Genomic DNA, 25,593 nt, shown 5'->3' with positions numbered 1-25,593 from the left:
ATATGGCCAACATGCTTTCCCGCCTAGGCGCGCGCGTTCTGTATTGCCTGGCCGGCCTGGCATTGCTGGCCAGCGGCGGCTGCGCGCTGATGCCGCGCGAGCCGCTCGTGCAACTGCCGACCACCGCGCGCGCCGAGCCGCGCCCGATGGGCCCGGCAACGGGTTCGATCTTCGCGTCCTCATACGCCGGCAACCCGCTGTTCGAGGATCGCCGTCCGCGCAACGTCGGCGACATCCTGACGATCGTCATTACCGAAAACGTCAACGCTACCAAGAATTCGGGCACCAATGCCAGCCGCACCGGCAGCACCTCCATGGCATTTGACGCGGTGCCCAAGGCACTGGCCGGTTTGTTCAGCAGCAGCTCGAACGCCAGCATCAATGGCGCAAATGCACTGAAGGCAAGCGGCGGCGCCAGCGCGGCCAATACCTTCAACGGCACCATCACCGTGACGGTGCTGGAAGTGCTGGCCAACGGCAACCTCGTGGTCTCGGGCGAAAAACAGCTCGCGATCAACCAGGGCGCCGAATTCATCCGTTTCTCGGGCGTGGTCAACCCACGCACCATCACCGGCGACAACGGGGTGCTGTCCACCCAGGTTGCCGATGCCCGCATCGAATACACGGCCAAGGGCTATATCGACGAAGCGCAGAACATGGGTTGGCTGCAGCGCTTCTTCCTCAATGTCTCACCGTTCTGATTGCTCTGATTCGCCCATGTCCGCTCCGATGCTTGCCCGTTTCCTGTCGAGCCTGCTCAAGGCCAGCGTCACCGCGCTGGCGGTGGTGGTGGCGTTCGGCTTCGCCGCCAATTTCGCTCGCGCGGAGCGCCTGAAGAACCTGGCGACGTTCCAGGGCGTGCGTGACAACCCGCTGGTGGGCTACGGCCTCGTGGTCGGCCTGGACAATACCGGCGACCAGACCATGCAGACGCCGTTCACCACGCAGAGCCTGACCAACATGCTCTCGCAGCTCGGCATCACGCTGCCGGCCGGGAAGAACATGCAGCTCAAGAACGTGGCGGCAGTGATGGTCACCGCCACGCTGCCGGCGTTTGCGCAACCGGGGAGCCAGCTGGACATCGTGGTGTCGTCGATGGGCAATGCCAAGAGCCTGCGCGGCGGCACCCTGCTGATGACGCCTCTGAAGGGCGCTGACGGACAGGTGTACGCGATTGCACAGGGCAATATGCTGGTGGGCGGCGCTGGTGCATCGGCCAATGGCAGCAAGGTGCAGGTCAACCAGCTGGCCGTGGGCCGTATTGCCAATGGCGCGATTGTCGAGCGTGCGGTGGCGGCCTTTCAGCCTGACGGTGGGGTCCTCAACCTGGAACTCAAGGACACGGATTTCGGCACGGCCGAGCGCGTGGTGGAAGCCATCAACCGCTCGATGGGCGGCGGCGTGGCAGCGGCACTCGATGGCCGTGTGGTGCAGGTACGTGCGCCGCAATCGCCGTCGGCACGCGTGGGTTTCCTGGCGCGCATCGAGAACCTGGACGTGACGCCGGCCAAGGCGGCGGCCAAGGTGATCCTGAACGCGCGCACGGGTTCCATCGTCATGAACCAGGCCGTGACTGTGGAAGACTGCGCAGTGGCACACGGCAATCTTTCGGTGGTAATCAACACCCAGCCGGTGATCAGCCAGCCCGCGCCGTTCAGCGGCGGGCAGACCGTGGTTGCCCCCGTGTCGCAGATCGACATGAAGCAGCAGGGTGGCTCGCTGCAGATAGTGAAGGCCGGCGCTTCGCTGGCGGCCGTGGTCAAGGGTCTGAATGCACTGGGCGCAACGCCGGCGGACCTGCAGACCATCCTGGAAGCGATGCGCGCGGCCGGGGCGCTGCGCGCCGAGCTGGAGATTATCTGATGGACAGCGCTCTCTCCGCGCAGGCGGATGTATCGCAGCGCTTTGCCCTCGATACGCAAGGCTTCGAGGCGCTCAAGCAAAGCGCGCGCAGCGGCGCTGACACAGGCACGCTGCGTGCCGCCGCGAAGCAGTTCGAGGCCGTCTTCACGCAGATGGTGCTCAAGAGCATGCGCGATGCCACGCCGCAGGACGGTGTGTTCGACAGCGAGCAAGGCAAGCTCTACATGTCGATGCTGGACCAGCAGCTTGCACAGCAGATGTCTTCGCGCGGCATCGGCCTGGCCGAAGTGATGGTGCGTCAGCTTGCGCGCGCCACGGGTGCGCAGGTTCCGCCGGGCATGATCAATGCCAACGCCGCGCCGGGTGCCACCGGCACCGCGGCAGCCGATGCCGAGATGGCACGGCTGCTGGACGGCCGCGGCGCCGGCGCGGCGACTGCTCAGGATGGCGACGCACCGGCCATCGGCACCGTGGTGCCGGGCGCGAGCTGGAACCCGACGGCGGGCCTGCGGCAATACCGCGAGCAGGACTATGCCTGGCAGGGACAAGGGCAGGGCGGTAGCAATCTCGGGCCGTTGCCCGACGATGCACCGGCGCACGTGAGCGCGTTTGTATCGCGCATGTCCGCACCCGCCGAAGCAGCTTCGCGCGTCAGCGGCGTGCCGGCGCGGCTGATCGTCGGTCAGGCGGCATTGGAATCGGGCTGGGGCCGCCGCGAAATTACGCATCCCGACGGCAGCACCACGTTCAATGTGTTCGGCATCAAGGCCGGCGCGAACTGGAAGGGCCGCGTGGCTGAAGTCACCACGACCGAGTATGTCGATGGCCAGCCGCAGAAGGTGCGCGCGCGCTTCCGCGCCTATGGCTCGTATGACGAGGCGTGTGCCGACTACGCACGGCTGCTGACCACCAATCCGCGTTACGCGGCCGTGGTGTCGGCAGGCTCTGCCGACGAAGCAGCGCATGGCCTGCAACGCGCGGGTTATGCCACCGATCCTGCCTACGGGCAGAAGCTGGTGCAGATCATGAAGAAGGTGTCGGCGTAAGCGCTCGTCGACGAGTCCCTCCCTCTCTCGCTCTCGGGAGAGGGGCCGGAGTTGAAGGGTTGGCGCACGCAGTTGCGACACCGCTCGTCCAGCGCGGATGACCCTAAAGTCTCCCGCGTAAATTGCCGATAACTCTCACATTCCCTGCCTCCGACCCAGTACGCCGGAGGCATCAACAGCATCCGGGGTCAGAGCAACATGTCTCTCTTCAGCATTGGTCTTTCCGGCCTGAACACCGCGCAGAACGCGCTGACGACGACCAGCCACAACTTCGCCAACGCGGCCACCGAAGGCTATTCGCGGCAGAACACCATCGTGGCTTCCGCTGGCGGGCAGTACACCAGCCAGGGCTTCTTTGGCATGGGGTCGAACACGACCACCGTGGCCCGCGTGTACGACCAGTTCCTGACCGGCCAGCTGCGCGGTGCGCAGTCGGCCGGTTCGGCGCTGTCGACCTACTCCGACCAGATCGGCCAGATCGACAACCTGCTGGCCGACCAGAAGGGCGGCCTGGCGCCCCTGATGCAGAAGTTCTTTTCGGCGGTGCAGGCCGTGGCCGATACGCCGGCTGACCCGGCAGCTCGCCAAGGCATGCTTTCGGCAGGCCAGGCGCTGGTGGGGCAGGTGCGCTCGGCCAGCAACTACTTCAAGCAGTTGCAGTCCGGCGTGAATGAGCAGATCGGCACTGCCGTCGATCAGATCAACAGCTACTCCAAGCAGATCTCTAACCTCAATGGCGAGATCGCGAAGCTGAAGGCACTGTCGGGCGGCCAGCCGCCCAACGACCTGCTGGACCAGCGTGACCAGGCCGTATCCGAACTGACCAAGCTGGTCGGCGCCAAGGTCGTGGTGCAGGACGGCGGTACCTACAACGTGTTCATCGGCAACGGCCAGCCGCTGGTCATGGGCAACGAGTCCTATGACCTGAAGGCCGTCGCGTCGGCGGCCGATCCTGGCCGTACCGTGGTCGCCTACACGGTGCCTGGCGGTGGCCTGCGTGAAAGCGAGAGCGGCGCCATCACCGGCGGCTTGCTGGGCGGCCTGCTGCAGTTCCGCAGCGAAACGCTGGATAGCGCGCAGAACTCCATTGGCCGCCTGTCGCTTGCGATCGGCCAGGCCTTCAATGACCAGCACAAGCTGGGCATGGACATGAACGGCGATATCGGCACCGACATGTTCAAACTGGGCAGCGCGACCACGCTGTCCAACGCCAACAACACGAGCAGTGCCATCGCGCAGGCCACGGTCACCGACGCATCGGCCCTGACCACGAGCGATTACACGCTGGAGTTCGACGGTACCAACTACAAGCTGACCCGCATGTCGGACAAGCACGTCGAAACCTTCGCTCCGACTGACCCGATCCAGTTCGATGGTTTTTCCGTGCAGCTGAACGGCACCCCGAGCGCTCATGACTCGTTCCTGATCCAGCCGACGCGCAACGCCGCGGCCAGCTTCGACATGGCGATCTCCGATCCGGCCAAGATTGCCGCGGCAGCGCCAGCAGGGGTCGATGCCGGCAGCACGAACCAGGGCAGTGGCACCGCCGCACTCGGTAGCGTGGCACCGGGCTTTACCCCGATGACCGGCAAGATCATCGCCACCTACGACGGTACCGGCTACACCTTTACGGACGCGTCCGGTGCGGCGATCACCCCGGACAGCACGGCGGCGAACGGTGCGAACACCGACTACACGTTTGGTGGCCTGACCTTCACGTTTGGCGGCACGCCCAAGGCGGGCGATTCGTTCACGCTCGGTTCGAATGCGGGCGCGGTGAAGAACAACGGCAACGCGCTCGCGCTGGCCAAGCTGCAGAGCGCCAAGACCATCGGCGGCGTGTCCAGTTTCAACGATGCCTATGCCCAGCTTGTCAACGATGTCGGCACGCGAGCCAAGTCCGTGCAGATCGCCTCGACATCGCAGGACAGCATCACCGCTCAGATCACCGCTGCGCAGCAGTCGGTATCGGGCGTGAACATGGACGAGGAAACGGTGTCCATGCTGCGCTTCCAGCAGATGTATCAGGCCAACGCACGGGTGATTCAGGCGGCCTCGACGCTGTTCGACACCATCATCGGCATCGGCCGGTAAGCCGAACCGACCAGGAATCCGAGAAGGAACAGACAATGCGCGTCGCAACCTCCACGCTCTACCAGCAAGGCCTGGCCTCGATGAACATGCAGCAGTCGTCGCTGCTGCATATCCAGCAACAGCTCGGCACCGGCCGCAAGGTGCTCACGCCGTCCGACGACCCGGTGGCCGCCACGCGCGCACTTGGCGTCACGCAGGCAAGCGCGATCAACGACCAGTACACCACCTCGCGCAACCAGGCGAATATTTCGCTGGGCATGGAGGAAAACACGCTGTCGACCGTGACCACGGTGACGCAGAACATCCAGACGCTGCTGGTACAGGCCGGAAATGGCACGCTGAGCGATGTGGACCGCGCCTCGCTGGCCACCGCGCTCAAGGGACAGTACGAGCAGTTGCTGGGCCTGGCCAACGCCGACGACGGCAACGGCCAGTACCTGTTCGGCGGCACGCTGTCGGGCTCGCCGCCGTTCGTGCAGGGTGGAGGCAGCGTCCAGTACATCGGCAATACCGAGCAACAGCAGTACCAGGTCGACGTAGCGCGCCAGATGCCGGCAGGCAGCAACGGCCGCGAGGTATTCCAGAGCGTGCAGGGCTCGGCTGGCTATGTGCTCAAGGGCAACAGCGCGAACACGGGCAGTGCTACCTACGGTCAGGTATCGACCACCGATCCGACCAATCCGCTGTACGGTACCCCGCTCACGCTGACGTTCGACGACAGCAGCGGCTCGATGCAGTACACCATCACCGATCCGAGCGGAAACCCCGTTGGCGGTACGCCGCTCGCCTACACCGACCCAGGACAGATCGCCGTCGCGGGTGTCACCTTCACGGTCAAGGGAGCGCCTAAGACGGGCGACACCATCAGCATTCAGCCGGCCAGCCAGGCGGGCACCGACATGTTCGCGAACCTGAAGTCGGTGATCGACGCGCTGGACGCGCCGGTGCATTCCGACGCCGACAGTGCCAACCTGAACAACGTCATTGCCACCGGCATCCGCCAGTTCTCGAATTCGCTGGATAACGTGCTGACGGTGCGCGCGTCCGTGGGTTCGCGCATGCAGGAACTGGACGCGCTGGACACCATTGGCACGAACCGTGGTCTGAACTACACGGAGACGCTGTCCGGCCTTCAGGATCTGGATTACGCTTCAGCGATTACCGAGTACTACCAGAGACAGACTGCATTGCAGGGCGCGCAGCAATCGTTCATGCAAATTCAAGGGATGAATTTGTTTAAGTATCTGTAAGGACGGTAGCGGGTCGGGCATTCCGTGTTTGTGCACGGACAATAAAGGCTCAAAACCCGCGATAGATTAAATCCAAAAAGTGATTGAAGAATTGGCCTCGAGCCCGGTATCTATACCGGTTTCGAGGCTTTTTTGTTCTTAAGCCGATCTTGCTAAGCGAATCGATGCGGTTCGGAACGCCTGACACATCTTAATGTGGTGCATATGGCACTGTTATTTCGTTGCAGCATATGAGAAGCGCTGGGCGGCCACTGAATTTGGCTTCGTGGTTGAATTCTACGGTGACGACGGAATCCCCGAGTTCCGTGATTCCCCGCTTCGGTGCCGCTCGAGACTGGGGTCGTACAAAAGTCGTCGCTCGAACCGTTGGGTGAGATCAGACGGTATTTCGTGACCGCATTACATCTCCCGTCTTTACCAGGCTTACATCCAGCGAACAGAAGGCGGGGGCTCACCGACGCCCCCGTTGTAGTGGGTGCCTGGGCGGTTCCCACCCGACCCTCGCGCCCGGCCAAGTCCGGGCGCAGTCACTTCCAGGCATAGATCTCTGCTAGTCCTCGGGAATACCCCAATACATCTATGCTTGTATATACAACACTATACACCACTATAAGATGACGTTTCCCGGCCGTGCCGTGGGCCAGTTGTTCCGAAATTCCGAAGGAGTTGTGCCGTGAGTGAGAACCCCCGTTTCCGCGATGTCGAGATCCGTGCCCCGCGTGGCAACAAGCTGACCGCCAAGAGCTGGCTGACCGAAGCGCCGCTGCGCATGCTGATGAACAACCTCGATCCCGAGGTCGCGGAGAACCCGAAGGAACTGGTGGTCTACGGCGGCATCGGCCGCGCCGCGCGCAACTGGGAATGCTATGACCGCATCGTCGAGGTGCTGACCCGCCTGGAAGATGACGAGACGCTGCTGGTGCAGTCGGGCAAGCCGGTTGGCGTTTTCCGCACGCACCGCGACGCGCCGCGCGTGCTGATCGCCAATTCCAACCTGGTGCCGCACTGGGCTAATTGGGAACACTTCAACGAACTCGACGCCAAGGGCCTGGCCATGTACGGCCAGATGACCGCCGGTTCGTGGATCTACATCGGCAGCCAGGGCATCGTGCAGGGCACGTATGAAACCTTCGTCGAGGCGGGCCGCCAGCATTACGGTGGCAGCCTCAAGGGCCGCTGGGTGCTGACCGCGGGCCTCGGTGGCATGGGCGGCGCGCAGCCGCTGGCCGCGACGCTGGCCGGCGCGTGCTCGCTGAATATCGAATGCCAGCAGAGCCGCATCGATTTCCGGCTGAAGACGCGCTATGTCGACGAACAGGCCACGGACCTGGACGACGCGCTGGCCCGCATCGACCGCTATACCTCGCAAGGCAAGGCGATCTCGATCGCGCTGTGCGCCAACGCCGCCGAAGTGCTGCCCGAACTCGTGCGCCGTGGCGTGCGTCCGGACATGGTCACCGACCAGACCAGCGCGCATGACCCGCTCAACGGCTACCTGCCGGCGGGCTGGGGCTGGGACGAATACCGCGAGCGCGCGCAGCGCGAGCCGGCCGTGGTGGTGAAGGCCGCCAAGGCGTCGATGGCCGCCCACGTGAAGGCCATGCTGGACTTCCAGAAGATGGGCGTGCCGACCTTCGACTACGGCAACAACATCCGCCAGATGGCCAAGGAAGAGGGCGTCGACAACGCCTTCGATTTCCCGGGTTTCGTGCCGGCCTATATCCGCCCGCTATTCTGCCGCGGCATCGGCCCGTTCCGCTGGGCTGCGCTGTCGGGCGACCCGCAGGACATCTACAAGACCGACGCCAAGGTCAAGGAACTGATTCCCGACGACGAGCACCTGCACCGCTGGCTCGACATGGCGCGCGAGCGCATCAGCTTCCAGGGCCTGCCGGCGCGGATCTGCTGGGTCGGGCTGGGCCTGCGTGCGAAGCTGGGTCTGGCATTCAACGAGATGGTGCGCAGCGGCGAGCTGTCGGCGCCGATCGTGATCGGTCGTGATCACCTCGACTCCGGCTCGGTCGCGAGCCCGAACCGCGAGACCGAATCCATGCAGGACGGCTCGGACGCCGTCTCTGACTGGCCGCTGCTCAATGCGCTGCTCAACACCGCGAGCGGCGCGACCTGGGTGAGCCTGCACCACGGTGGTGGTGTCGGCATGGGCTTCTCGCAGCATTCGGGCGTGGTGATCGTCTGCGACGGCACCGATGAAGCCGCCGCGCGCATTGCCCGCGTGCTGAACAACGATCCTGCCACCGGCGTGATGCGCCATGCCGATGCTGGCTACCAGATCGCCATCGACTGCGCACGCGAAGCCGGTCTGAACCTGCCGATGCTCGGCACCTCCAAGTGAACCTGAACATGTCATATCAAGCAAACCAGCCGGCCACCGCCCTCCATCTGCAACCGGGTGAGCTGACGCTCGCGCAACTGCGTGCCGTACATCAGTATCCCGTCAGGATCATGCTCGACGAGCGTGCCTTCGCGGCCATCGATCAAAGCGTGGCGTGCGTCGAGAGCGTCATCTCCGAGGGCCGCACTGCCTATGGCATCAACACCGGCTTCGGCCTGCTGGCACAGACGCGCATTGCGCGCGAGGACCTGGAGAGCCTACAGCGCTCGCTGGTGCTCTCGCATGCGGCCGGCGTAGGCGAGCCGATCGACGACGCCCTGGTGCGCCTGATCATGGTGCTCAAGATCAACAGCCTGGCGCGGGGACTGTCCGGCATCCGTCGCAAAGTCATCGACGCGCTGATCACTCTGGTGAACGCCGAGGTGTACCCTCGCATCCCGCTGAAGGGGTCGGTCGGCGCGTCGGGCGATCTGGCGCCCCTTGCCCACATGTCGCTGCTGCTGCTCGGCGAAGGCCAGGCACGCTATCGCGGCGAATGGCTGCCCGCACGTGAAGCGCTTGCCCTTGCCGATCTGCAACCGCTCACGCTTGCAGCCAAGGAAGGGCTTGCGTTGCTCAATGGCACGCAGGTCTCCACTGCGTACGCTCTGCAGGGATTGTTCCAGGCAGAAGACCTGTTTGCCGCGGCGAGTGTCTGCGGGGCGCTGACCGTCGAGGCATCGCTTGGCTCGCGCGCGCCGTTCGATCCACGTATCCATGCCGCGCGCGGCCAGCGAGGGCAGATCGATTCGGCGGAGGTCTATCGTCACCTGCTGGGGCCGACCAGCGAGGTCGGTCAGTCCCATGCAAGCTGCGAAAAGGTCCAGGATCCCTATTCCCTGCGCTGTCAGCCCCAAGTCATGGGCGCCTGCCTGACGCAGATCCGCAATGCGGCGGACGTGCTTGCCGTCGAGGCGAACTCGGTTTCCGACAATCCCCTGGTGTTTGCGCAGGAAGGGGACATCATCTCGGGCGGCAACTTCCACGCGGAGCCGGTGGCCATGGCAGCGGACAACCTCGCGCTGGCACTGGCTGAGATTGGCGCGTTGAGCGAGCGGCGCATTTCACTGATGATGGACAAGCACATGTCGCAGTTGCCGGCGTTCCTTGTCGCCAACGGCGGCGTTAACTCCGGCTTCATGATCGCGCAGGTCACGGCGGCTGCCCTGGCGTCGGACAACAAGGCGCTCGCACATCCTGCCAGCGTTGACAGCCTGCCGACCTCCGCGAATCAGGAAGACCACGTGTCCATGGCTCCCAACGCCGGAAAGCGTCTTTGGGAGATGGCCAGCAACGTGAAGGGCATCATTGCCATCGAATGGCTCGCTGCCTGCCAGGGACTCGATTTCCGCGAGGGGGCAAAGTCTTCTGAGGCGCTGGAGCGCGCGCGTGGGCTTCTGCGACAGTCAGTGCCGTTCTACGACAAGGACCGCTACTTCGCTCCGGACATTGAAGGGGCCAGCGCACTGATCGCCGAGCGCCACCTCACGGCCCTGTTGCCTGCGGGCATGCTGCCAAGCCTCTAAGAAGAACGCAAAACGCTTACACCGGCGCTGAGCGGGCTAAGACCTGCGCGCCATGGGACTGCCGGTCCCCATCTCGATATCTTTCTGGAGACAGCTTGAAACACCTGCAACGTAACCTGGGCGCGCGGCACATCCGCTTTCTTGCGCTTGGCTCGGCTATTGGCACGGGCCTGTTCTATGGCTCCGCATCGGCCATCCAACTCGCTGGCCCGGCCGTCATTCTGGCCTATATCCTGGGCGGAGCGGCCGTCTACATGGTCATGCGCGCGCTCGGCGAAATGGCGGTTCGCGAGCCAGTATCCGGTTCCTTCGGACGGTATGCAAGCGAGTACCTTGGGCCGCTCGCAGGCTTTCTCACCGGATGGACCTATATCCTCGAAATGATCATCGTTTGCCTCGCAGACGTGACCGCATTCGGCATCTACATGGGATTCTGGTTCCCGGAAGTCCCGCAATGGATATGGGTGCTCGGCATCGTCATGCTGATCTGTGGGTTGAACCTGTGCAACGTGAAGGTGTTCGGGGAACTGGAGTTCTGGCTTGCGTTGGTGAAGATCCTTGCCATCGGCGCGATGATCATTGGCGGCACCCTGATCCTGTTTCTAGGCGTCAAGATGAATGGCGAACACTCTCCGGGCCTGACCAATCTGTGGGCGCACGGCGGTTTCCTCCCGCATGGCGCAGGAGGGCTGATCGCCTCGCTGGCGGTGGTGATGTTTGCGTACGGTGGCATCGAGATCATCGGCATCACCGGCGGCGAAGCAAAGGAGCCGGAGAAGGTCATTCCAAGGGCGATCAATGCCGTACCTGCACGGATTCTGCTGTTCTACGTACTGACGATGGTCGTCCTGATGGCAATCTTTCCGTGGACCGGCATCGGCGGTCAGGGCAGCCCGTTTGTACAGATATTCTCGGGACTGGGCATCAAGTCTGCCGCAGCGATTCTCAACCTGATCGTTATTTCCGCCGCCATCTCGGCAATCAATAGCAACATCTTTGGTGCCGGACGGATGATGTTCGGCATGGCAGAGCAGGGCCAGGCACCCCGTCTTTTTGCGATCACCTCGCGTCAAGGTGTGCCTTGGGTGACGGTGCTGGCGATGGCTGCCGCATTGCTCGGCGGCGTTGTGCTGAACTACCTGATTCCCGAGCAGGTGTTCGTGATCATTGCGTCGATCGCGACCTTTGCGACCGTATGGGTCTGGCTCATGATCCTTCTGTCTCAGGTTGCCATGCGGCGTCGCCTGTCGGCCGAAGAGGTTCGCGCGCTCAAGTTCAAAGTGCCAATGTGGCCTGTCGGTCCGGCGCTTGCAATTGCCTTCATGTTGTTTGTCATCTGTGTGCTGGGCTATGTAGAAGACACGCGCGTAGCGCTTTATATCGGTGCGGGTTGGGTTGCCCTGCTGTCCCTCGCCTGGTACCTCAGGGCTAAGCCTCATGAAGACCGCATTCTCACCGGGGAGTCCAGCGCATTGTGATGCCGCTTTGCTGAACAGGGTGTTCGAACTTTGACACCTCCCGCGAGGCGTGTTCGATGCCTGCCCATACGAGCTATGGCCACTCACAGGGCTGCAGACGAGGGCAGGCATCAGCAATTCTTGAGCAACGCATGTTGAGCGCCTGTGCTCCCGTGATGACGTCCCGACGTGGCTCGCCGGAGTCGGGACGTCGCGCCGGCTCACGTAGTGGCAGCGGGCGTGTCGGCGTTCCGGCCGCGCGTGTCGCCAGCGGGTGGCATGGGGATGCGAGTTTCCGGGATGCGCCCGGTCTTGTCGACAGGTACCCGGATCCGATACCAGATCGCGTACATCGCCGGGAGGAACACCAGCGTCAGCACCGTGCCGGCGAACGTGCCACCGATCAGCGTGTAGGCCAGTGTTCCCCAGAACACCGAGTGTGTCAGCGGAATAAAGGCCAGCATCGCCGCCAGCGCGGTCAGGATCACGGGACGCGCACGCTGCACCGTGGCTTCGACGACGGCGTCGAACGGTGCGAGCCCTTCTGCCTTGTTCTGGTGGATCTGCCCGATCAGGATCAGCGTATTGCGCATCAGGATGCCTGACAGTGCAATCAGTCCGACCAGGGCATTGATGCCGAACGGCTGCCGGAACAGCAGCAGGGTCGGCACCACGCCGATGAGCCCCAGCGGGCTCGTGGCCAGCACCATGACCATCGCCGAGATCGAGCGCACCTGCAGGATGATGATCACCAGGGTCAAGGCCAGCATGATGGGGAACAGCGGCAGCAGCGCCTTGGTGGCCTTTGCCGATTCCTCGATGGCTCCCGCTTGCTCGATGCTGTAGCCGGCAGGCAGCCTGGCGATGATGGGCGCGAGTTGCTTGTAGATGGCGGTCGACACGTCGGGCGGCTGCAGCCCCTCGGCAATATCGCCGCGCACCGTGATGGTCGGTGTACGGTCGCGCCGGCGCAGAATCGGATCTTCCATGCGCACGTCTACGGTGCCTACCTGCGAAAGCGGGATGCGCTGCCCCGCAGCGCCGATCAGCGTGAAGCCGGCGATCTTCTGCGGGTCCAGTCGTATGTCCCCCGCCGCGCGCGCCAGCACCTGCACCGAGCGGATGTCCTCGCGGACTTCGGTGACGGGCAAGCCGCTGAGCAGGAACTGCAGCTGCTGCGCGACCGCGCTGGAGGTCAGGCCGACGGCCTGCAGCCGGTCCTGCTGCAGCGTAAAGTGCAGCGCGGGCGTGCGCGTGCCCCAGTCGGTATTGACGGTGCGCATCAGCGGGCTGGCCTCCATGACCTTGCCCATGTCAGCGGCGATGGCGCGAAGCTTGTCGGGATCGGGGCCCGAGACACGGAACGCCACCGGGAAGGGCGAATATGGGCCGAACACCAGCTGAGTCACACGGACTCGCGCCTCCGGTGCGAGTCCGTCGTTGATCGCCTTGCGCAGCCGCAGCTTCAGGGCCTCGCGCTGCTCCTGGCTGCCGGTCAGCACGATGATCTTCGCGAACGAGGGATCCGGCAGCTCGGGGGAAAGCGCCAGGTAAAAGCGGGGCGCCCCCTGCCCGACGTAGGCCGTGACGATCTTTGCCTCGGACTGCCGCGCGAGCCATGCTTCGACCTTGGCCGCAGCCGCGCTGGTCTGGCCGATGGAGGCGCCATATGGCATCTGCACTTCGACGAGCACCTCGGGGCGGTCCGACGTCGGGAAGAATTGCTTGTTCACCAGACTCATCCCAAGCACCGCGACCACGAAGCTGCCCACCACGATGCCGGCGACGATCCATTTGCGTCCGATCACACGGCCCAGCAAACCACGGAAACGGTTGTAGTTCGGCGTGTCATAGACAGCGCCATGGCCCTCGGCCTTGCGGATTTCCGGAAGCAGCTTGACACCAAGGTAAGGCGTGAAGGCGACGGCGACGATCCACGACGCGATCAGCGCAATGCCGACGATCCAGAACATATTGCTCGTGTATTCGCCAGCCGTGGAGCGAGCAAAGCCGTTGGGCATGAAGCCGATCGCAGTCACCAGCGTGCCCGACAGCATCGGCGCGGCGGTGTGGCTCCAGGCGTAGGCGGAGGCGGCCACACGGCTGTAGCCTTCTTCCATTTTCACTACCATCATCTCGATGGCGATGATCGCGTCGTCGACCAGCAGGCCCAGCGCAAGGATCAGCGCGCCAAGCGTGATGCGGTCGAAATTCTTGCCTGTGGCCGCCATGACGACGAACACGGCGGCCAGCGTCAGCGGCACGGCCGCCGCCACGACAATCCCGACGCGCCAGCCCATGCTCAGGAAGCTCACCACCATGACAACCAGCAGTGCGACGAAGAACTTGACCATGAACTCGTCGACCGACGCACTGATGTTGACGGACTGGTCGGTCACCTTGGTCAGGCTCATGCCTAGTGGCAGGCCGGCATTGATGGTCGCGGCCTCGGCTTCGAGAGCCTTGCCGAGGTCCAGGCCATTCCAGCCTTCGCGCATCACGACGCCGAGCAGCAGCGCGGGTTCGCCGTTGTTGCGGATCAGGAAGGTCGCGGGGTCTTCGTAGCCGCGCTCGACCGTGGCGATATCCGACAGTTTCAGCGTTCGGCCCTGTGCCACTACCGGTGTGTCGCGAATCTTCTGCAGCTTGTCGAACGCGCCATCGAGACGAATAAAGACCTGCGGGCCTGCGGTATCGATCGATCCGGCCGGCGTGAGGACGTTCTGGCTATTGAGCGCGGTGAAGATGTCCTGCGCCGAGATGCCGAGCGTCGCGAGCCGGTCATGGGAAAAGGCCACGTAGATGCGCTCCGGCTGTTCGCCGATGATGTTCACCTTCTTGACGCCCGCTACATGCAGCAGGCGCTGTCGCAGCTTTTCGGCGTCGCGGGCCAGCAGACGTTGGGGCTCGCCCCTGGCCTTCAGCGCAAAGAGCGCGAATGTCACGTCTGAGTACTCGTCATTCACGATCGGCCCGATGACGCCGGGGGGCAGATAGGCCGATTCATCGCGCAGCTTCTTGCGCGCCTGGTAAAACTCTCCCTCCACCTCGGCAGGCGGCGTGCTGTCGAGCAGTGTCACCGTGGTAAAGGCCAGGCCCGGACGGGTATAGGTTTCGGTGCGGTCGTACCAGCGCAGTTCCTGCATGCGCTTTTCCAGCCTTTCCACAACCTGGTCCTGCATTTCCTGCGCGGTTGCGCCCGGCCATGCGGTGACGACGGTCATGGTCTTGACAGTGAAGGCGGGATCCTCTGCCCGGCCAAGCTTGAAGAAGGCGATGACGCCCGCTACCGATACCAGGATGATCAGGAACAGCGTGACGGACCGTTCGCGGACGGCGAGCGCCGATAGGTTGAAGCCGCTCATTGCTGCGCTCCACGGCCCGCCTCACGGGCGGCCACGGTTTCGCTGGCGGCGACGCGGACCTGCTCGCCTTCGCGCAGCAGATGGGCGCCAAGCGCCACGATACGGTCGCCGGTGCGGAGCTCACCGGCGACACGCGCGGTGTCGTCACCGAGGCCGCGAACCGTCACCGGACGCCAGCTCACACGATTGAGCTTTGGATCGATCACCCACACCCCGGGGCCCTTGCCGGCATCGTGCAGCGCGCCGATCGGCACCTGCAGGTCCGATTGCGCCGTCGCTGCATGGCTTTCGGGGAGCCGGATGGTCACGGTGGCGCCGAGCGGGGCGTCGGCCAGCGGGCCCTCCAGCACATATCTCGCTTCATAGGTCCGGGTCTGCCTGTCCGCCGCGTCCGAAAGCTGCCTGAGCCTGGCCGGCACGGTCAGGCTGTCATTGCCGTAGAGCGTTGCCTGGCCGACGGAACCCACGGCCGGGCGCAGGGTTTCGGGCAGCTGCACGATGGCCTCGCGGCGACCGGCGTGCGCCACACGCACCACGATCTGGCCGGCGCTGACAACCTGGCCTGCATCCGCCAGCGTTTCGACGACCACGCCGTCGGCATCGGCGACCAGTACCGCATAGCTGGTCGCGTTCCGGGCCACGTCGGCCTGGGCCTCTGCCGCGTTGAGTTGGGCCCGGGCCGAGTCCGCCGCGGCTTTCACCTGGTCATAGGCAGAGGCCGATACGGCGCCCGAGCCGACCAGATCGCGGTAGCGCGCCTCGTCTTCCGCGGTTTGCCTGGCCCGTGCACGGGCCGCCGCGACGGCTTCCTGCTGCGCGTGGGCCGCGAGCTTCAGGTCATTGGGATCGATCCGCATGAGCGGCTGCCCGCGGCGGACTGTCTGCCCCGCATCCACCAGCCGCTCCAGCACTTTCCCGGAAACGCGAAAACCGAGATCGCCCTGAACGCGGGCGGCAACGGTTCCCGTGAATGAGCGGGAACCGACCGATGTGGTCCGGACAGTTTCGACCCGGACTAGCGGAGGCTGGGTACGCGGGTCGGGCGCGGCCTTTTCGCCGCACGCGGCTAGCGCGAGGGGCAAAAGGCAGCTTGCGGCGGAAGAGGCAAGGCGACGCGAAAGCATGAGGTCTCTCCTGGAAGGCAGGACCTCAGTATTGTTCTTGTGACCAATTTAGTCAATGGTCACAAACAGAAAGCGGCGCTCAAGGCGCCAGGCTGCGCAGGACGAGGCTCGAAAGCAGGGCCGGCGCCTCTTCCGCAAGATCGAGGTTGTGCTGCAACAGCAGCGGATCGAAGAACGGGCGCATGGTCAGGTAAATCGCGCTGGTGGCTTCGTCAAGCGGTGTCTTGCGCTCGAACTCGCCCGATTCCCGTCCTTCGCGGACGATCTGCAGGACCAGCTGCCTGACGTGGACTTCGTAGGCTTTCACCGGCGGCCACCTCTCCGCAGCGGCGGCCGCGGCGATGGCGTAGAGCTTGCGATCCTGGAAGAACAGGCGGACGCTTTCTTCCACGAGCGCGCGGAACATACGCCGCAGCCGGTCAGCGGCCGACGGCACACCCGCCACCGCTTCGTCCACTGCCTTGACGATCGCGGTCAGGCAGTTCGCGCAGATCACTTCACCGATCGCCTGCTTCGAATCGTAGAACTTGTAGATGTACGCCTTGGAGAAGCCGATCGCCTTGGCGAGGTCGGACACCGTGGTTTTCTCGTAGCCATAGAGGCTGAAATGCTTGGTGGCCGCCTCCACGATCTGGGTGCGGATGGCGTGGTCGGACGGCCCGCGCTGGGCCGGCGTGGTGGTCGTGGTCTCAGTCATGGTACGAGGGTACCGCGCGAATTGGGAGTTGACAACATGTGACCAATTTATAAAATAGTCACAACATCCTTTCAAGGTCCGCTGCCATGTGTTCTGCCCGTCTCCTCGCCCCTTTACTGAGTGCCGCCGTCGTGGCGGGCTGCGCGGTCGGCCCCGACTATCACGCGCCGGATGTCCCGTTGTCGGAGCGATACCTGGGCCAGCCGCAGGTCGAGCAGCGCCGGGCCGCATCCACGGCGGAACTGGTGAACTGGTGGGAGGGGTTTGGCGATCCGCAACTGACCCGCCTGGTGTCGGTCGCACTCGACCAGAACCTGGATCTGGCCCAGGCGACGGCACGCGTCGCCCAGGCTCGCGCCGGGCTCGGTGCCGCCACCGCGGCGTTGCTGCCTTCGGCCGGCGTCAGCGCACAGGCGGCCCGAAGCTACCAGTCGATCGAAACACCGCTGGGGAGGCTGCAAAGCGCGACGCAGGGCTTTGACCGGTATGGCAACAATTACGAAGCGAATTTGGGCGCGTCCTGGGAACTGGACGTGTTCGGCGGCTTGCGGCGCGGGCGCGAGGCTGCGCTCGCTGACTATCGCGCATCGGAAGCGGGCGCCATGGCCACGCGGCTTGCGGTGGCCGCGCAGACCGCGGACCTGTACATCACGGTCCGCGGCCTGCAGGCCCGCCTTGCCATTGCCACGCGGCAGGCGCAGACGCAACAGAAGCTGGTGTCGACTGTTGGCCTGCTGTATGGCAAGGGCCTCGCGGCAGAACTGGAAGTGCGGCAGGCCGAAGGCGCGCTGGCCGAGGTTCAGGCCACCATACCGGTACTCGAGGCCGGACTGGATGCGGCGCTGAACGCGCTCGACGTCATGCTCGGCGTTCCGCCCGGCACATATCGCGCGGAACTGCAGGGTGTGCAAGACATACCCGCGGCCCCGGAGATCACTGGCTCGGGGTCGCCCGCAGACCTGCTGCGGCGCCGGCCCGATCTGGTCGTCGCGGAGCGGCGGCTGGCAGCCGCCAATGCACGCATCGGGGTCGCCATTGCGGAGTACTACCCGAAATTTTCATTGGGGGCGTTGCTGGGCAGCGCCACCACAGTGGCCAGCGGCAATCTCTTTTCCGCTGGCGCGAGCCAGGCAGCAGGCGTAGCGGGCTTGCGCTGGCGCCTGTTCGATTTTGGCCGCATCAACGCGCAGATTGAACAGGCGCAGGGACAGGAGGCGGAATCGCTCGCCGCGTATCGCCAGGCCGTGCTGCACGCCACGGAAGATGTCGAGAACGCCTTCTCCGCGCTGGTCAAGCGCGAGAACCAGGCACAGACCCTGGCACGCGGGGAGGCGTCGCTGTCCCAGGCGCGCGATGCATCGTTTGCCGCCTACCAGAAAGGCGTCGTCCGCCTGATCGAGGTCCTGCATGCCGACGAGCGGCTCCTGCAAACCTCCGATGCAAGGGCTCAGGCCCGGACCGAATCGGCGCGGGCCGCGGTTGCGGCATTCAAGGCGCTCGGTGGCGGATGGCAGCCGCATGCGGCTGGCTGATGCTGCCTGGTTGCCCGTGCGGGCGGGCAGCAAGCCATAGCACGGCGCGTCGCGCAGCGGGTTGGCCGGCTCCTCTCTTGACCAGGGGTAGCCAGTCACACAACAAACTGTGGCGGCTCAAGGCGTGCCTGCACGCATCGCACGTATGGCCGCCGCGGCTCCGTTCAGGAACATATCGACCTGACGCCGGATCAGGGCGTCCATGTCGGCCGGCACCTTCAGGCCATAGATCCACTTGCGCACGCCGATGTAGAAAATGGCCGCGTGCAGGCTCCAGATCATTTCGATCTCGGCTTCGGTTTCTGCCGCATTGCGCGGAGCGGGAATGCCGAACTCCGCTCTGACCTCGGCCAGCACCGGAAGGAACACCTTGCTGCGCAACTTGCTCAGATATTTTTTATTGATGCCTTCGTGCGTGAGGCCGGCAAAGATGAACAGGCGAATCCACTCTTCGCGAAGGATCACCGACGAATAGTCGAGGTAGAAGGCGTGAAGCCGTTCCGTCAGCGGCAACGAGCGGTCTGCGATCTGCCCTTCCCAGCCTGGGCGCCATTGGAAGACTTCGTTGTAGACGCGCTCGATCAATGCATCCTTGCTTTGGAAGTAGCGGTAGAGCAACGGCTGCGTCACCCCGATCTGCCGTGCCAGTTCGCGGGTACTTCCGCCAAAGCCGTTCCGGGTGAAGTGCTCGATCGCCTTTTCCACAATCTGCTGTTCGCGTTCCTCGGGCAGCAGCCGCCTGGACGCTTTGACGGGCGTATCTTCCCCGGCCGATGCAGTGCTGGTCTCCATGACGCTTCTTCTCGCAGTGGTGATGCGGATAATGTCAGGATTCTACCAATCGGGCGATAAATGAGAAGACGGGCCCGCTGAAGCCTGCGCGGGTCGCTTCTCATCATGGGGGAACGGTCAGCCGGCGGTTTTACTGCCGAGCCCCAGTTCGCCATCTACGCGCTGGTTCTGGTAGGCATCGCGTTCCCACGCGCCGCGAGGCGATCGGTCGGTCACGGAGAACACGTAGATGCCGAGGAATGCCACCAGCATCGAAAACAGCGCCGGATATTCGTACGGGTAGATTGCGGACGCATGTCCCAGCACCTGTACCCAGACCGTTGGGCTGAGGATCGTCAGGACGACCGCCGTCACGAGGCCCAGCATGCCGCCGACTACGGCGCCGCGCGTGGTGAGCCCGCGCCAGTAGATCGACAGAAGCAGCACGGGGAAATTGGAGCTGGCCGCGATGGAGAAGGTCAGGCTGACGATGAACGCAATGGTCTGCTTCTCGAACAGAATGCCGAGCAGGATCGACAGGACACCAAGCACCAGCGTGGTCATGCGGGACACTCGCAGCTCATCCTTGTCGGACGCTTGCCCCTTGCGGATGACCGTTGCATAGAGGTCATGCGAGATCGCCGAAGATCCGGCGAGCGTCAGGCCTGCCACGACAGCCAGGATGGTCGAGAACGCCACGGCGCAGATAAAGCCGAGGAACACATTGCCGCCGACTGCGTGAGCCAGATGCACGGCCACCATGTTCACGCCGCCAATCACTGCGCCCGCGCCATTGTGGTACAGCGGATCCTGCGCAACCAGCGCGATCGTGCCAAATCCGATCACGATGATCATGGCATAGCCCGTGCCGACGATGCCGGTCGCATAAAGCACGCTCTTGCGTGCGGCCTTGACATCGCCGACGGTGAAAAAGCGCATCAGGATGTGCGGCAGTCCAGCCGTACCGAAGATCAGCGCCAGCCCCAGTGAAACGGCGGAGACCGGATCGGACACCAGACCGCCGGGACGCATGATCGCCTCGTGCTTGCCGTGCGCGGCAATGGCGTGGTCGAACAGGCTGTTCAGGCTGAAGCCGAAACGGCTGAGCACCATGTAAGCCATGAATGCGCAACCGGCCAGCAGCATGACCGCCTTGATGATCTGGATCCAGGTGGTCGCGAGCATGCCGCCAAAGAACACATAGACGACCATGAGCACGCCGACCAGCACGACCGCCGAGGTGTAGTTGAAGCCGAACAGCAATTCCACGAGCTTGCCGGCGCCGACCATCTGCGAGACCAGGTACAGGAGCACGATGACGATCGAACTCGATGCCGAGAAACCACGAATTGGCCGCTGCCTGAGGCGATAGGACAGGACATCGGCCAGCGTGTAGCGCCCGAGGTTGCGCAGCGGCTCGGCGATCAGGAACAGGATGATCGGCCAGCTGGCCAGAAAGCCAATCGAGTAGATCAGCCCGTCGTAGCCGCTGGTGAAGACCAGCGCCGAGATACCGAGCAGCGATGCTGCCGACATATAGTCGCCGGCGATGGCCCAGCCATTTTGCATCGCAGTGATCTTGCCGCCCGCCGCGTAGTGGTCGGCAACGCTGTGGTTGCGCCGTGCTGCCCAGCGCGTCACGCCGAGCGTCGCCGCGACAAATACCACGAACATGCCGATGGCAATCAGGTTGAGGCCCTGGCCGACCGGAGGCGTCGCCGCGAAGGCCGGGGTGGTTGCTGCCAGCGCGGCAGCGGTGATCAATAGGCGTTTCATGGCTGAAGTCCCTTGCGGATGTCCGCGATCATCTTGTCGTAGACGGTGTTGCTGCGATGCACGTAAATGGCCACCAGGGCAAAGGTGAAGGCAAACATGCCGAAGCCGACCGGTATGCCGATGCTCATCGGCTGGCCGGGAGTCAACGGCACGGCAAGCAGGTCCGGCCGGAACGCCAGCGTAAGAATGAAGCCGAAGTAGACGGCCAGCATGGCTGCCGTGAGCGACCAGGAGAATCGGCGTCGCATGCGGTGCAGGCGCTCGAAGGCGGGTTCGCTGAGCACGGGGTGTGGTAACGGCGGATCGATCCCGGCAGTGCCGAGATCGGTTGAGTAAGCGGCGGGGGCGGTTTGAGGCATGCTTTGTCTCCGAATGTTTGTGGTTCCAGATCCTTCAGAAGCGACGCGAAACTGCGGTTTCACGCATCACCGCCTCGGGGGTGCGATAGCGTTCGGCCATCTCGCGGTCCTGCTCGCTTTTGAGTTGCGCCTGCATGTATGCGCCGAGATGGCGGGCATGCTCGACGACTGCCTGTCCCACCTGGACGCGTTCCGCGCTGTACGCTTCGAGCGCCGTTTCAACAGACTCATGTCCGGCAAGCGCACGGACGAGGGCCATGGCGTCGCCGGCGGCTTTGGTGACACCCATGCCGCAATGCGGGCGCGCCACGAAGGCGGCATCGCCGAGCAGCGCGATCCGGCCGAAGGCCATGCGGGGCACGGTCAGGTCGAAGATCGGCTGGAACAGCGGCTGCGCAGTGCTGCTCACGATTTCCGCGAACTGCGGAGCAAGCCGGTCGGCGGCGGCGCTTTCCATGTCGGCGAGCACGTCCGCGCGGATCAGCGCCGGCGGAATGCCGTTGTTCCAGACCTTGCCGGTGGCATCGGTCAGCAGGTCGGGCAGTTCGTCGTGCTCGCGCGTGGCGCGATACCACACAAAGTTGTAGCGGCGTTGGCCCGGCGTCGTGCTGTTGCCGTCGCCGGCCACGGGGTAGCCGAGGATCTGCTCATGCGGTGGCAGGCAGAAGGCGAACTTGTCGAAGATTGCCGCATGCGTTTCGCGCGAAATTTGGGCTTCATCAACAAGACCACGCCAGGCGATATATCCGGCGTATTCCAGGGCCGCGGATGGCACCAGCCGTTCGCGCACGCCGGAGCGAAAGCCGTCTGCAGCAATGACCAGGTCGGCGCGGTGCGTCGAGCCGTCCTCCAGCTCGACCACTGCATGGTCGCTGCGCGAATCGACGTCCGTCACCGTGGCACCGGTCCGATACTCGCCGGAAAATGCGTGGCCCAGTACGTCATACATCTTGCCCCAGGCCGTCAATGTCTGCGGCATCTCGCGATCGGATACAGTCGAGCCGTCGCGCGAGAGCGTGACGCGGGTACGGATACGAACCCCGATGCTGTCGTCGATCGCCACGCCGGCAGCAGCGAGCGCTTCGAACAGTTCCGGATGCGTGACGATGCCAGCGCCGCGGCCGGTCAATGTCTCGGGCGTGCGCTCGAAGATCGTGACGTCCCAGCCATTGCGTTGAAGCATATTGGCCGCAAAGAGTCCGCCGAGGGAGCCGCCTACGATGATTGCCCTGGGTCGTTGTTGCAGTACGTTATTCATGCCATGACTCCGGTTCATGCTTGCGCCGCTTTCGGCAGTTCCAGGCCTTCCACCTCGGCGGCCGGATAGTTCAATTCAATCGTCACGCCAGACGGGTCCTCGATAAACACCTGGTGCAGGCCAAGGCTTGGAACGGTGCGGTCGCGCCAGGCGATGCCCTCCGCGCGCAGAGTCGCCCACATCTGCCGGACACCCGTGGCAAGGAAGGCGATGTGGTCCAGCGTGCCGGTTCCCGATGCGGGCAGGGCTTTGTCACCAAGGTAGGCGGACAGGCCCTGCGGGTTGTCAGGGTCGACGCCGATGATGTGCACGGTTCCATAGTCGCGCTCGTCATCGCCCATGTAGAGCCACGCACCCGGAAAGTCGAACGGGGGCCGGTATCCGCGTCGGAAACCCAGGATGCGTTCGTAGAACGCGCAAGTCCGCTCCAGGTCGGTGGTGCGGATGGAAAAATGTGCCAGCCTGGTCAGTGCCATCGCTGTCTCCTTTAATGATCGATCGATCAGTGATCGGTTGATAAATAATAGGGCGGAACGCGCAGAAGACCAAGGGGCGCGAATCTCGGTGTTAACCCTTGCGGGCCGATGGGGGCGTGATCGGGCCTGTGAAGTGACCAGCCCGATACAAAGCGACCGCGTCGCGATCCTTGACGCGAATCTCTCGGCATAATCTGTCCGTGCCTTGGGTACGGACAAGCCAATTCAATCAACAAGGATCACGGCAAGGATGGACAAACTGCTTGCACTGAAGATGTTCGTGGAGACCGTGGACGCAAAGGGATTCTCGGCCGCTGCGCGAAGGCTGGACCTGGCGACGTCGTCCGTGACGCGTGCGCTTGATGGACTGGAGGCGTCGCTCGGCGCCGTGCTGCTGAACCGCTCGACGCGGCAGATCACGGTGACGGAGGCCGGCGCCACCTACTATCAGCGGGCTCGCAGGATCCTGGATGCCGTAGAAGAGGCTGATGCGCTGATCGCGGATCGAGGCGAGGAGCCGGTCGGGCAGTTGCGCGTGTCATTGCCGGTGGCCTTCGGGCGGCGGTGCATCGCGCCGTATCTTGGCGGCTGGCTGGCGAAGTATCCACAGCTCGAGGTTGACGTGACGCTGACCGACGATATCGTCGACCTCGTGGGCGAGCGCGTCGATCTGTCCGTGCGGCTCGGCAGCCCTGCGTCGTATGACAATGTCGTCGCGCGTGAGATCGGCCGCTTTCGTCGCCGGGTGGTCGCCAGTCCGGCCTATCTGGAAAGCCGGGGCTGTCCCGATGATCCCGTTGATCTGGTCAACCATCGTTGCCTTCGGTTCAGCTACGGCACGCGCGACCAGGTCTGGACATTTCGCCAGGGCGACAGCGAGACCAAAGTTCCCGTCAGCGGACATTTTCGCAGCAACAACATCGACGTCTTGCGCGATATCGCGCTCGCGGGCGCCGGAATCGGCCTTCTGCCGGACTGGCTGATCGATGAAGATATCGAAAGCCAACGACTGATGCCATTGTTCGATGCATGGTCAGTCAACCCGGATCAGGCCAGTTCCGCAATCTCCGCGCTATATCTGCCGAACCAGCGCGGTTCGCGCAGAATCGCGGCGTTCATGGATTTCCTCGCAGCGCTGCCAGGGCCGACCCGGCGTCGGGACTGATCGCTCGCCCGTGCCGCGGCGGCGTGGTCTCAGCGCCGCGAAGCGATCGCCAGCGCCACCAGCGAGACCGTCGCAAGACCGCTGCCTGCCGCGACCACGCCGGCCCAACCGAGATGCGTGTACAGCGTGCTGGCCAGCGCGGATCCCACCGCGCCGCCGGCGAAGATGGCAGTCATATACAGTGCGTTCAGCCGTCCGCGGCTGGCGGCATCGAGCGCATAGATGGCACGCTGGCCCAGCACCATGTTCATCTGCACGGCGAAGTCGAGCACGATGCCGGTGAGTGCCAGCCAATACAGGCCGCCAGCGCCACCGGCAATGCCCGGAACAAAGCTGATGGCTGCCGCGATCATCGCAAGGAATGAGGCAATGCGCGTGTGCCCCGCGTCTGCCAGCCGGCCCGCAACAGGGGCTGCGACTGCGCCCAGTGCGCCGACCAGGGCAAACACGCCGATCTGCGACTGCGACAGCCCGTAATGGCTGGCGAGTTCGAGCGGTGCAGCGGTCCAGAACAGGCTGAAGGCCGCAAAGAGGAGGGCCTGGTACAGCGAGCGCTGACGCAGCACTGCAAAGCGCGTGAACAGATGCCACAACGATACGAGCAGTTCGGCAAAGGTGGCCCGATGCTGCGGCGTGCGCCGAGGCAGCGTCGTGGTAATGATGCCGACCGTGATCAGCGTCGTCGCGGCGGCGATGTAGAACACGGCACGCCAGCCGAAGTACTGCGCAAGCATGCTCGACAGTGGCCTGGACAGCAGGATGCCGGAAAGCAGGCCGCCCATGATGGTGCCGACAGTCCGCCCGCGCAGCGCCTCAGGGGCAAGGTGCGCGGCCAGCGGAATCAGAATCTGCACGCTCACCGAACTCAGGCCCAGCAGCAGCGACACCAGCAGGAACACGCCCGGTTGCGACGCGGTGGCGGCGCCTGCCAGGCTGATTGCGGCCGCGACGCCGCTGATCGTCAGCAAACGCCGGTTCTCATGCAGGTCGGCAAGGGGCACCAGAAAGAAAAGGCCGACCGCATAGCCGATCTGGGTCAGCGATACGATCACGCTGGCGCTTTGCGCGGACAGGCCAACGGCCGGTGCAATCAGTTCGATGATCGGCTGTGCGTAATAGAGATTGGCGACGAGGACGCCTGCGCACAGGGCGAACAAGCCGACCAGCGCGCCAGACATTGGCGCGGCCGCGTGATCGGCAGTATGCGGCGCGTGGGAGGTTGTGGTTTTCATGGCTTGGGGTATCAGGTTGCAGTGCCCCAAGCTTAGGAGCGTAAAAGCGCAATTTGAATCACAACGCAGAGCAAGTCTGCGTTGCGCGGCGCGCAAAGCCTGCGGACGCGGTGTCACGCCCCGCTGACCTGCTGCAATGCCCCGGCGCCGATCGCCGGCAGGTACAACTCTGGCCTGACACCCGGCTGTCAGGTCATCGCAGATGTTGTC

Annotated in this window: 19 protein-coding genes; 10 read left to right on the top strand and 9 right to left on the bottom strand. The window is 64.2% G+C overall.

Going from position 1 to position 25,593, the window contains the following annotated elements; all coding sequences use genetic code 11:
* Positions 1–2: 2 nt before the first annotated feature.
* The 8 genes from flgH to ACIGJG_RS20535 all read left to right on the top strand — a co-directional run bounded on the left by flgH (position 3) and on the right by ACIGJG_RS20535 (position 11,649).
* Positions 3–701, top strand: coding sequence for a flagellar basal body L-ring protein FlgH (gene flgH / locus ACIGJG_RS20570; protein ID WP_011301739.1), 699 nt, complete (start codon positions 3–5; stop codon positions 699–701).
* A gap of 16 nt (positions 702–717) precedes the next feature.
* Complete coding sequence (locus ACIGJG_RS20565) at positions 718–1,863, top strand: flagellar basal body P-ring protein FlgI (RefSeq protein WP_235679950.1); 1,146 nt, start codon at positions 718–720, stop codon at positions 1,861–1,863.
* On the top strand, positions 1,863–2,909 hold the full coding sequence (flgJ, locus tag ACIGJG_RS20560) for a flagellar assembly peptidoglycan hydrolase FlgJ (RefSeq protein WP_483673842.1): 1,047 nt from the start codon (positions 1,863–1,865) through the stop codon (positions 2,907–2,909). The genes ACIGJG_RS20565 and flgJ overlap by 1 nt, the downstream gene beginning before the upstream one ends.
* Positions 2,910–3,107: 198 nt before the next feature.
* Positions 3,108–5,003 carry a flagellar hook-associated protein FlgK gene (gene flgK, locus ACIGJG_RS20555; RefSeq protein ID WP_483673840.1) on the top strand — a complete coding sequence of 632 codons (1,896 nt, stop codon included), beginning with the start codon at positions 3,108–3,110 and terminating at the stop codon, positions 5,001–5,003.
* A 35-nt stretch (positions 5,004–5,038) separates the two neighbouring features.
* On the top strand, positions 5,039–6,253 hold the full coding sequence (gene flgL / locus ACIGJG_RS20550; protein ID WP_011301743.1) for a flagellar hook-associated protein FlgL: 1,215 nt from the start codon (positions 5,039–5,041) through the stop codon (positions 6,251–6,253).
* Positions 6,254–6,926: 673 nt separating this feature from the next.
* Positions 6,927–8,606: a urocanate hydratase gene (hutU, locus tag ACIGJG_RS20545; protein WP_011301744.1), complete on the top strand. Its 1,680-nt coding sequence runs from the start codon at positions 6,927–6,929 to the stop codon at positions 8,604–8,606.
* An 8-nt stretch (positions 8,607–8,614) separates the two neighbouring features.
* Positions 8,615–10,171 (top strand): histidine ammonia-lyase, encoded by a 1,557-nt coding sequence (gene hutH / locus ACIGJG_RS20540; RefSeq protein WP_483673839.1) that lies wholly within the window; start codon positions 8,615–8,617, stop codon positions 10,169–10,171.
* A gap of 95 nt (positions 10,172–10,266) precedes the next feature.
* Entirely contained in the window at positions 10,267–11,649 is a 1,383-nt protein-coding gene (locus ACIGJG_RS20535; protein ID WP_011301746.1) for an amino acid permease, read from the top strand.
* 200 nt (positions 11,650–11,849) lie between these two features.
* Here the strand turns inward: ACIGJG_RS20535 and ACIGJG_RS20530 are convergent, their stop codons facing one another.
* From ACIGJG_RS20530 to ACIGJG_RS20520, 3 genes are all read right to left on the bottom strand, one after another.
* Entirely contained in the window at positions 11,850–14,993 is a 3,144-nt protein-coding gene (locus tag ACIGJG_RS20530) for an efflux RND transporter permease subunit (protein WP_483673838.1), read from the bottom strand.
* Positions 14,990–16,117, bottom strand: coding sequence for an efflux RND transporter periplasmic adaptor subunit (locus tag ACIGJG_RS20525; RefSeq protein WP_011301748.1), 1,128 nt, complete (start codon positions 16,115–16,117; stop codon positions 14,990–14,992). Before ACIGJG_RS20525 ends, ACIGJG_RS20530 begins: the two co-directional genes overlap by 4 nt.
* A 79-nt stretch (positions 16,118–16,196) precedes the next feature.
* A complete protein-coding gene (locus ACIGJG_RS20520) occupies positions 16,197–16,814 on the bottom strand; it encodes a TetR/AcrR family transcriptional regulator (RefSeq protein WP_011301749.1) in 618 nt (205 codons plus the stop codon).
* 86 nt (positions 16,815–16,900) lie between these two features.
* Between ACIGJG_RS20520 and ACIGJG_RS20515 the strand changes: the two genes are divergently transcribed.
* Positions 16,901–18,346: an efflux transporter outer membrane subunit gene (locus ACIGJG_RS20515; RefSeq protein WP_483673835.1), complete on the top strand. Its 1,446-nt coding sequence runs from the start codon at positions 16,901–16,903 to the stop codon at positions 18,344–18,346.
* Positions 18,347–18,463: 117 nt separating this feature from the next.
* On the opposite strand, the gene ACIGJG_RS20510 is transcribed toward ACIGJG_RS20515, so the two are convergent.
* From ACIGJG_RS20510 to ACIGJG_RS20490, 5 genes are all read right to left on the bottom strand, one after another.
* A complete protein-coding gene (locus ACIGJG_RS20510) occupies positions 18,464–19,138 on the bottom strand; it encodes a TetR/AcrR family transcriptional regulator (protein WP_011301751.1) in 675 nt (224 codons plus the stop codon).
* A gap of 117 nt (positions 19,139–19,255) precedes the next feature.
* Positions 19,256–20,893, bottom strand: a complete 1,638-nt coding sequence (locus tag ACIGJG_RS20505; protein ID WP_011301752.1) for a cation acetate symporter — start codon at positions 20,891–20,893, stop codon at positions 19,256–19,258.
* Positions 20,890–21,252: a DUF485 domain-containing protein gene (locus ACIGJG_RS20500; protein WP_011301753.1), complete on the bottom strand. Its 363-nt coding sequence runs from the start codon at positions 21,250–21,252 to the stop codon at positions 20,890–20,892. The genes ACIGJG_RS20505 and ACIGJG_RS20500 overlap by 4 nt, the downstream gene beginning before the upstream one ends.
* Before the next feature lie 34 nt (positions 21,253–21,286).
* The gene (locus ACIGJG_RS20495) at positions 21,287–22,510 is read right to left on the bottom strand and encodes an FAD binding domain-containing protein (protein WP_483673833.1); all 1,224 of its coding nucleotides are present in this window, start codon (positions 22,508–22,510) and stop codon (positions 21,287–21,289) included.
* A 14-nt stretch (positions 22,511–22,524) separates the two neighbouring features.
* Positions 22,525–22,986 (bottom strand): VOC family protein, encoded by a 462-nt coding sequence (locus ACIGJG_RS20490; RefSeq protein ID WP_011301755.1) that lies wholly within the window; start codon positions 22,984–22,986, stop codon positions 22,525–22,527.
* A 250-nt stretch (positions 22,987–23,236) separates the two neighbouring features.
* On the opposite strand from ACIGJG_RS20490, the gene ACIGJG_RS20485 reads away from it, so the two are divergent.
* On the top strand, positions 23,237–24,151 hold the full coding sequence (locus ACIGJG_RS20485) for a LysR family transcriptional regulator (protein WP_011301756.1): 915 nt from the start codon (positions 23,237–23,239) through the stop codon (positions 24,149–24,151).
* A 29-nt stretch (positions 24,152–24,180) separates the two neighbouring features.
* On the opposite strand, the gene ACIGJG_RS20480 is transcribed toward ACIGJG_RS20485, so the two are convergent.
* Positions 24,181–25,383 carry an MFS transporter gene (locus tag ACIGJG_RS20480; protein ID WP_483673832.1) on the bottom strand — a complete coding sequence of 401 codons (1,203 nt, stop codon included), beginning with the start codon at positions 25,381–25,383 and terminating at the stop codon, positions 24,181–24,183.
* Positions 25,384–25,593: the final 210 nt, after the last annotated feature.

The organism is Cupriavidus sp. C1SS-2L, assembly GCF_057073735.1.
This window is presented reverse-complemented; position numbering and strand designations above follow the sequence as displayed.

Excerpts from the sequence above, each read along its gene's own strand:
- flgH (WP_011301739.1), top strand. The coding sequence starts at position 3 with ATGGCCAACATGCTTTCCCGCCTAGGCGCGCGCGTTCTGTATTGCCTG.
- ACIGJG_RS20565 (WP_235679950.1), top strand. The coding sequence starts at position 718 with ATGTCCGCTCCGATGCTTGCCCGTTTCCTGTCGAGCCTGCTCAAGGCC.
- flgJ (WP_483673842.1), top strand. The coding sequence starts at position 1,863 with ATGGACAGCGCTCTCTCCGCGCAGGCGGATGTATCGCAGCGCTTTGCC.
- flgK (WP_483673840.1), top strand. The coding sequence starts at position 3,108 with ATGTCTCTCTTCAGCATTGGTCTTTCCGGCCTGAACACCGCGCAGAAC.
- flgL (WP_011301743.1), top strand. The coding sequence starts at position 5,039 with ATGCGCGTCGCAACCTCCACGCTCTACCAGCAAGGCCTGGCCTCGATG.
- hutH (WP_483673839.1), top strand. The coding sequence starts at position 8,615 with ATGTCATATCAAGCAAACCAGCCGGCCACCGCCCTCCATCTGCAACCG.
- ACIGJG_RS20530 (WP_483673838.1), bottom strand. The coding sequence starts at position 14,993 with ATGAGCGGCTTCAACCTATCGGCGCTCGCCGTCCGCGAACGGTCCGTC.
- ACIGJG_RS20525 (WP_011301748.1), bottom strand. The coding sequence starts at position 16,117 with ATGCTTTCGCGTCGCCTTGCCTCTTCCGCCGCAAGCTGCCTTTTGCCC.
- ACIGJG_RS20520 (WP_011301749.1), bottom strand. The coding sequence starts at position 16,814 with ATGACTGAGACCACGACCACCACGCCGGCCCAGCGCGGGCCGTCCGAC.
- ACIGJG_RS20515 (WP_483673835.1), top strand. The coding sequence starts at position 16,901 with ATGTGTTCTGCCCGTCTCCTCGCCCCTTTACTGAGTGCCGCCGTCGTG.
- ACIGJG_RS20510 (WP_011301751.1), bottom strand. The coding sequence starts at position 19,138 with ATGGAGACCAGCACTGCATCGGCCGGGGAAGATACGCCCGTCAAAGCG.
- ACIGJG_RS20505 (WP_011301752.1), bottom strand. The coding sequence starts at position 20,893 with ATGAAACGCCTATTGATCACCGCTGCCGCGCTGGCAGCAACCACCCCG.
- ACIGJG_RS20500 (WP_011301753.1), bottom strand. The coding sequence starts at position 21,252 with ATGCCTCAAACCGCCCCCGCCGCTTACTCAACCGATCTCGGCACTGCC.
- ACIGJG_RS20495 (WP_483673833.1), bottom strand. The coding sequence starts at position 22,510 with ATGAATAACGTACTGCAACAACGACCCAGGGCAATCATCGTAGGCGGC.
- ACIGJG_RS20490 (WP_011301755.1), bottom strand. The coding sequence starts at position 22,986 with ATGGCACTGACCAGGCTGGCACATTTTTCCATCCGCACCACCGACCTG.
- ACIGJG_RS20485 (WP_011301756.1), top strand. The coding sequence starts at position 23,237 with ATGGACAAACTGCTTGCACTGAAGATGTTCGTGGAGACCGTGGACGCA.
- ACIGJG_RS20480 (WP_483673832.1), bottom strand. The coding sequence starts at position 25,383 with ATGAAAACCACAACCTCCCACGCGCCGCATACTGCCGATCACGCGGCC.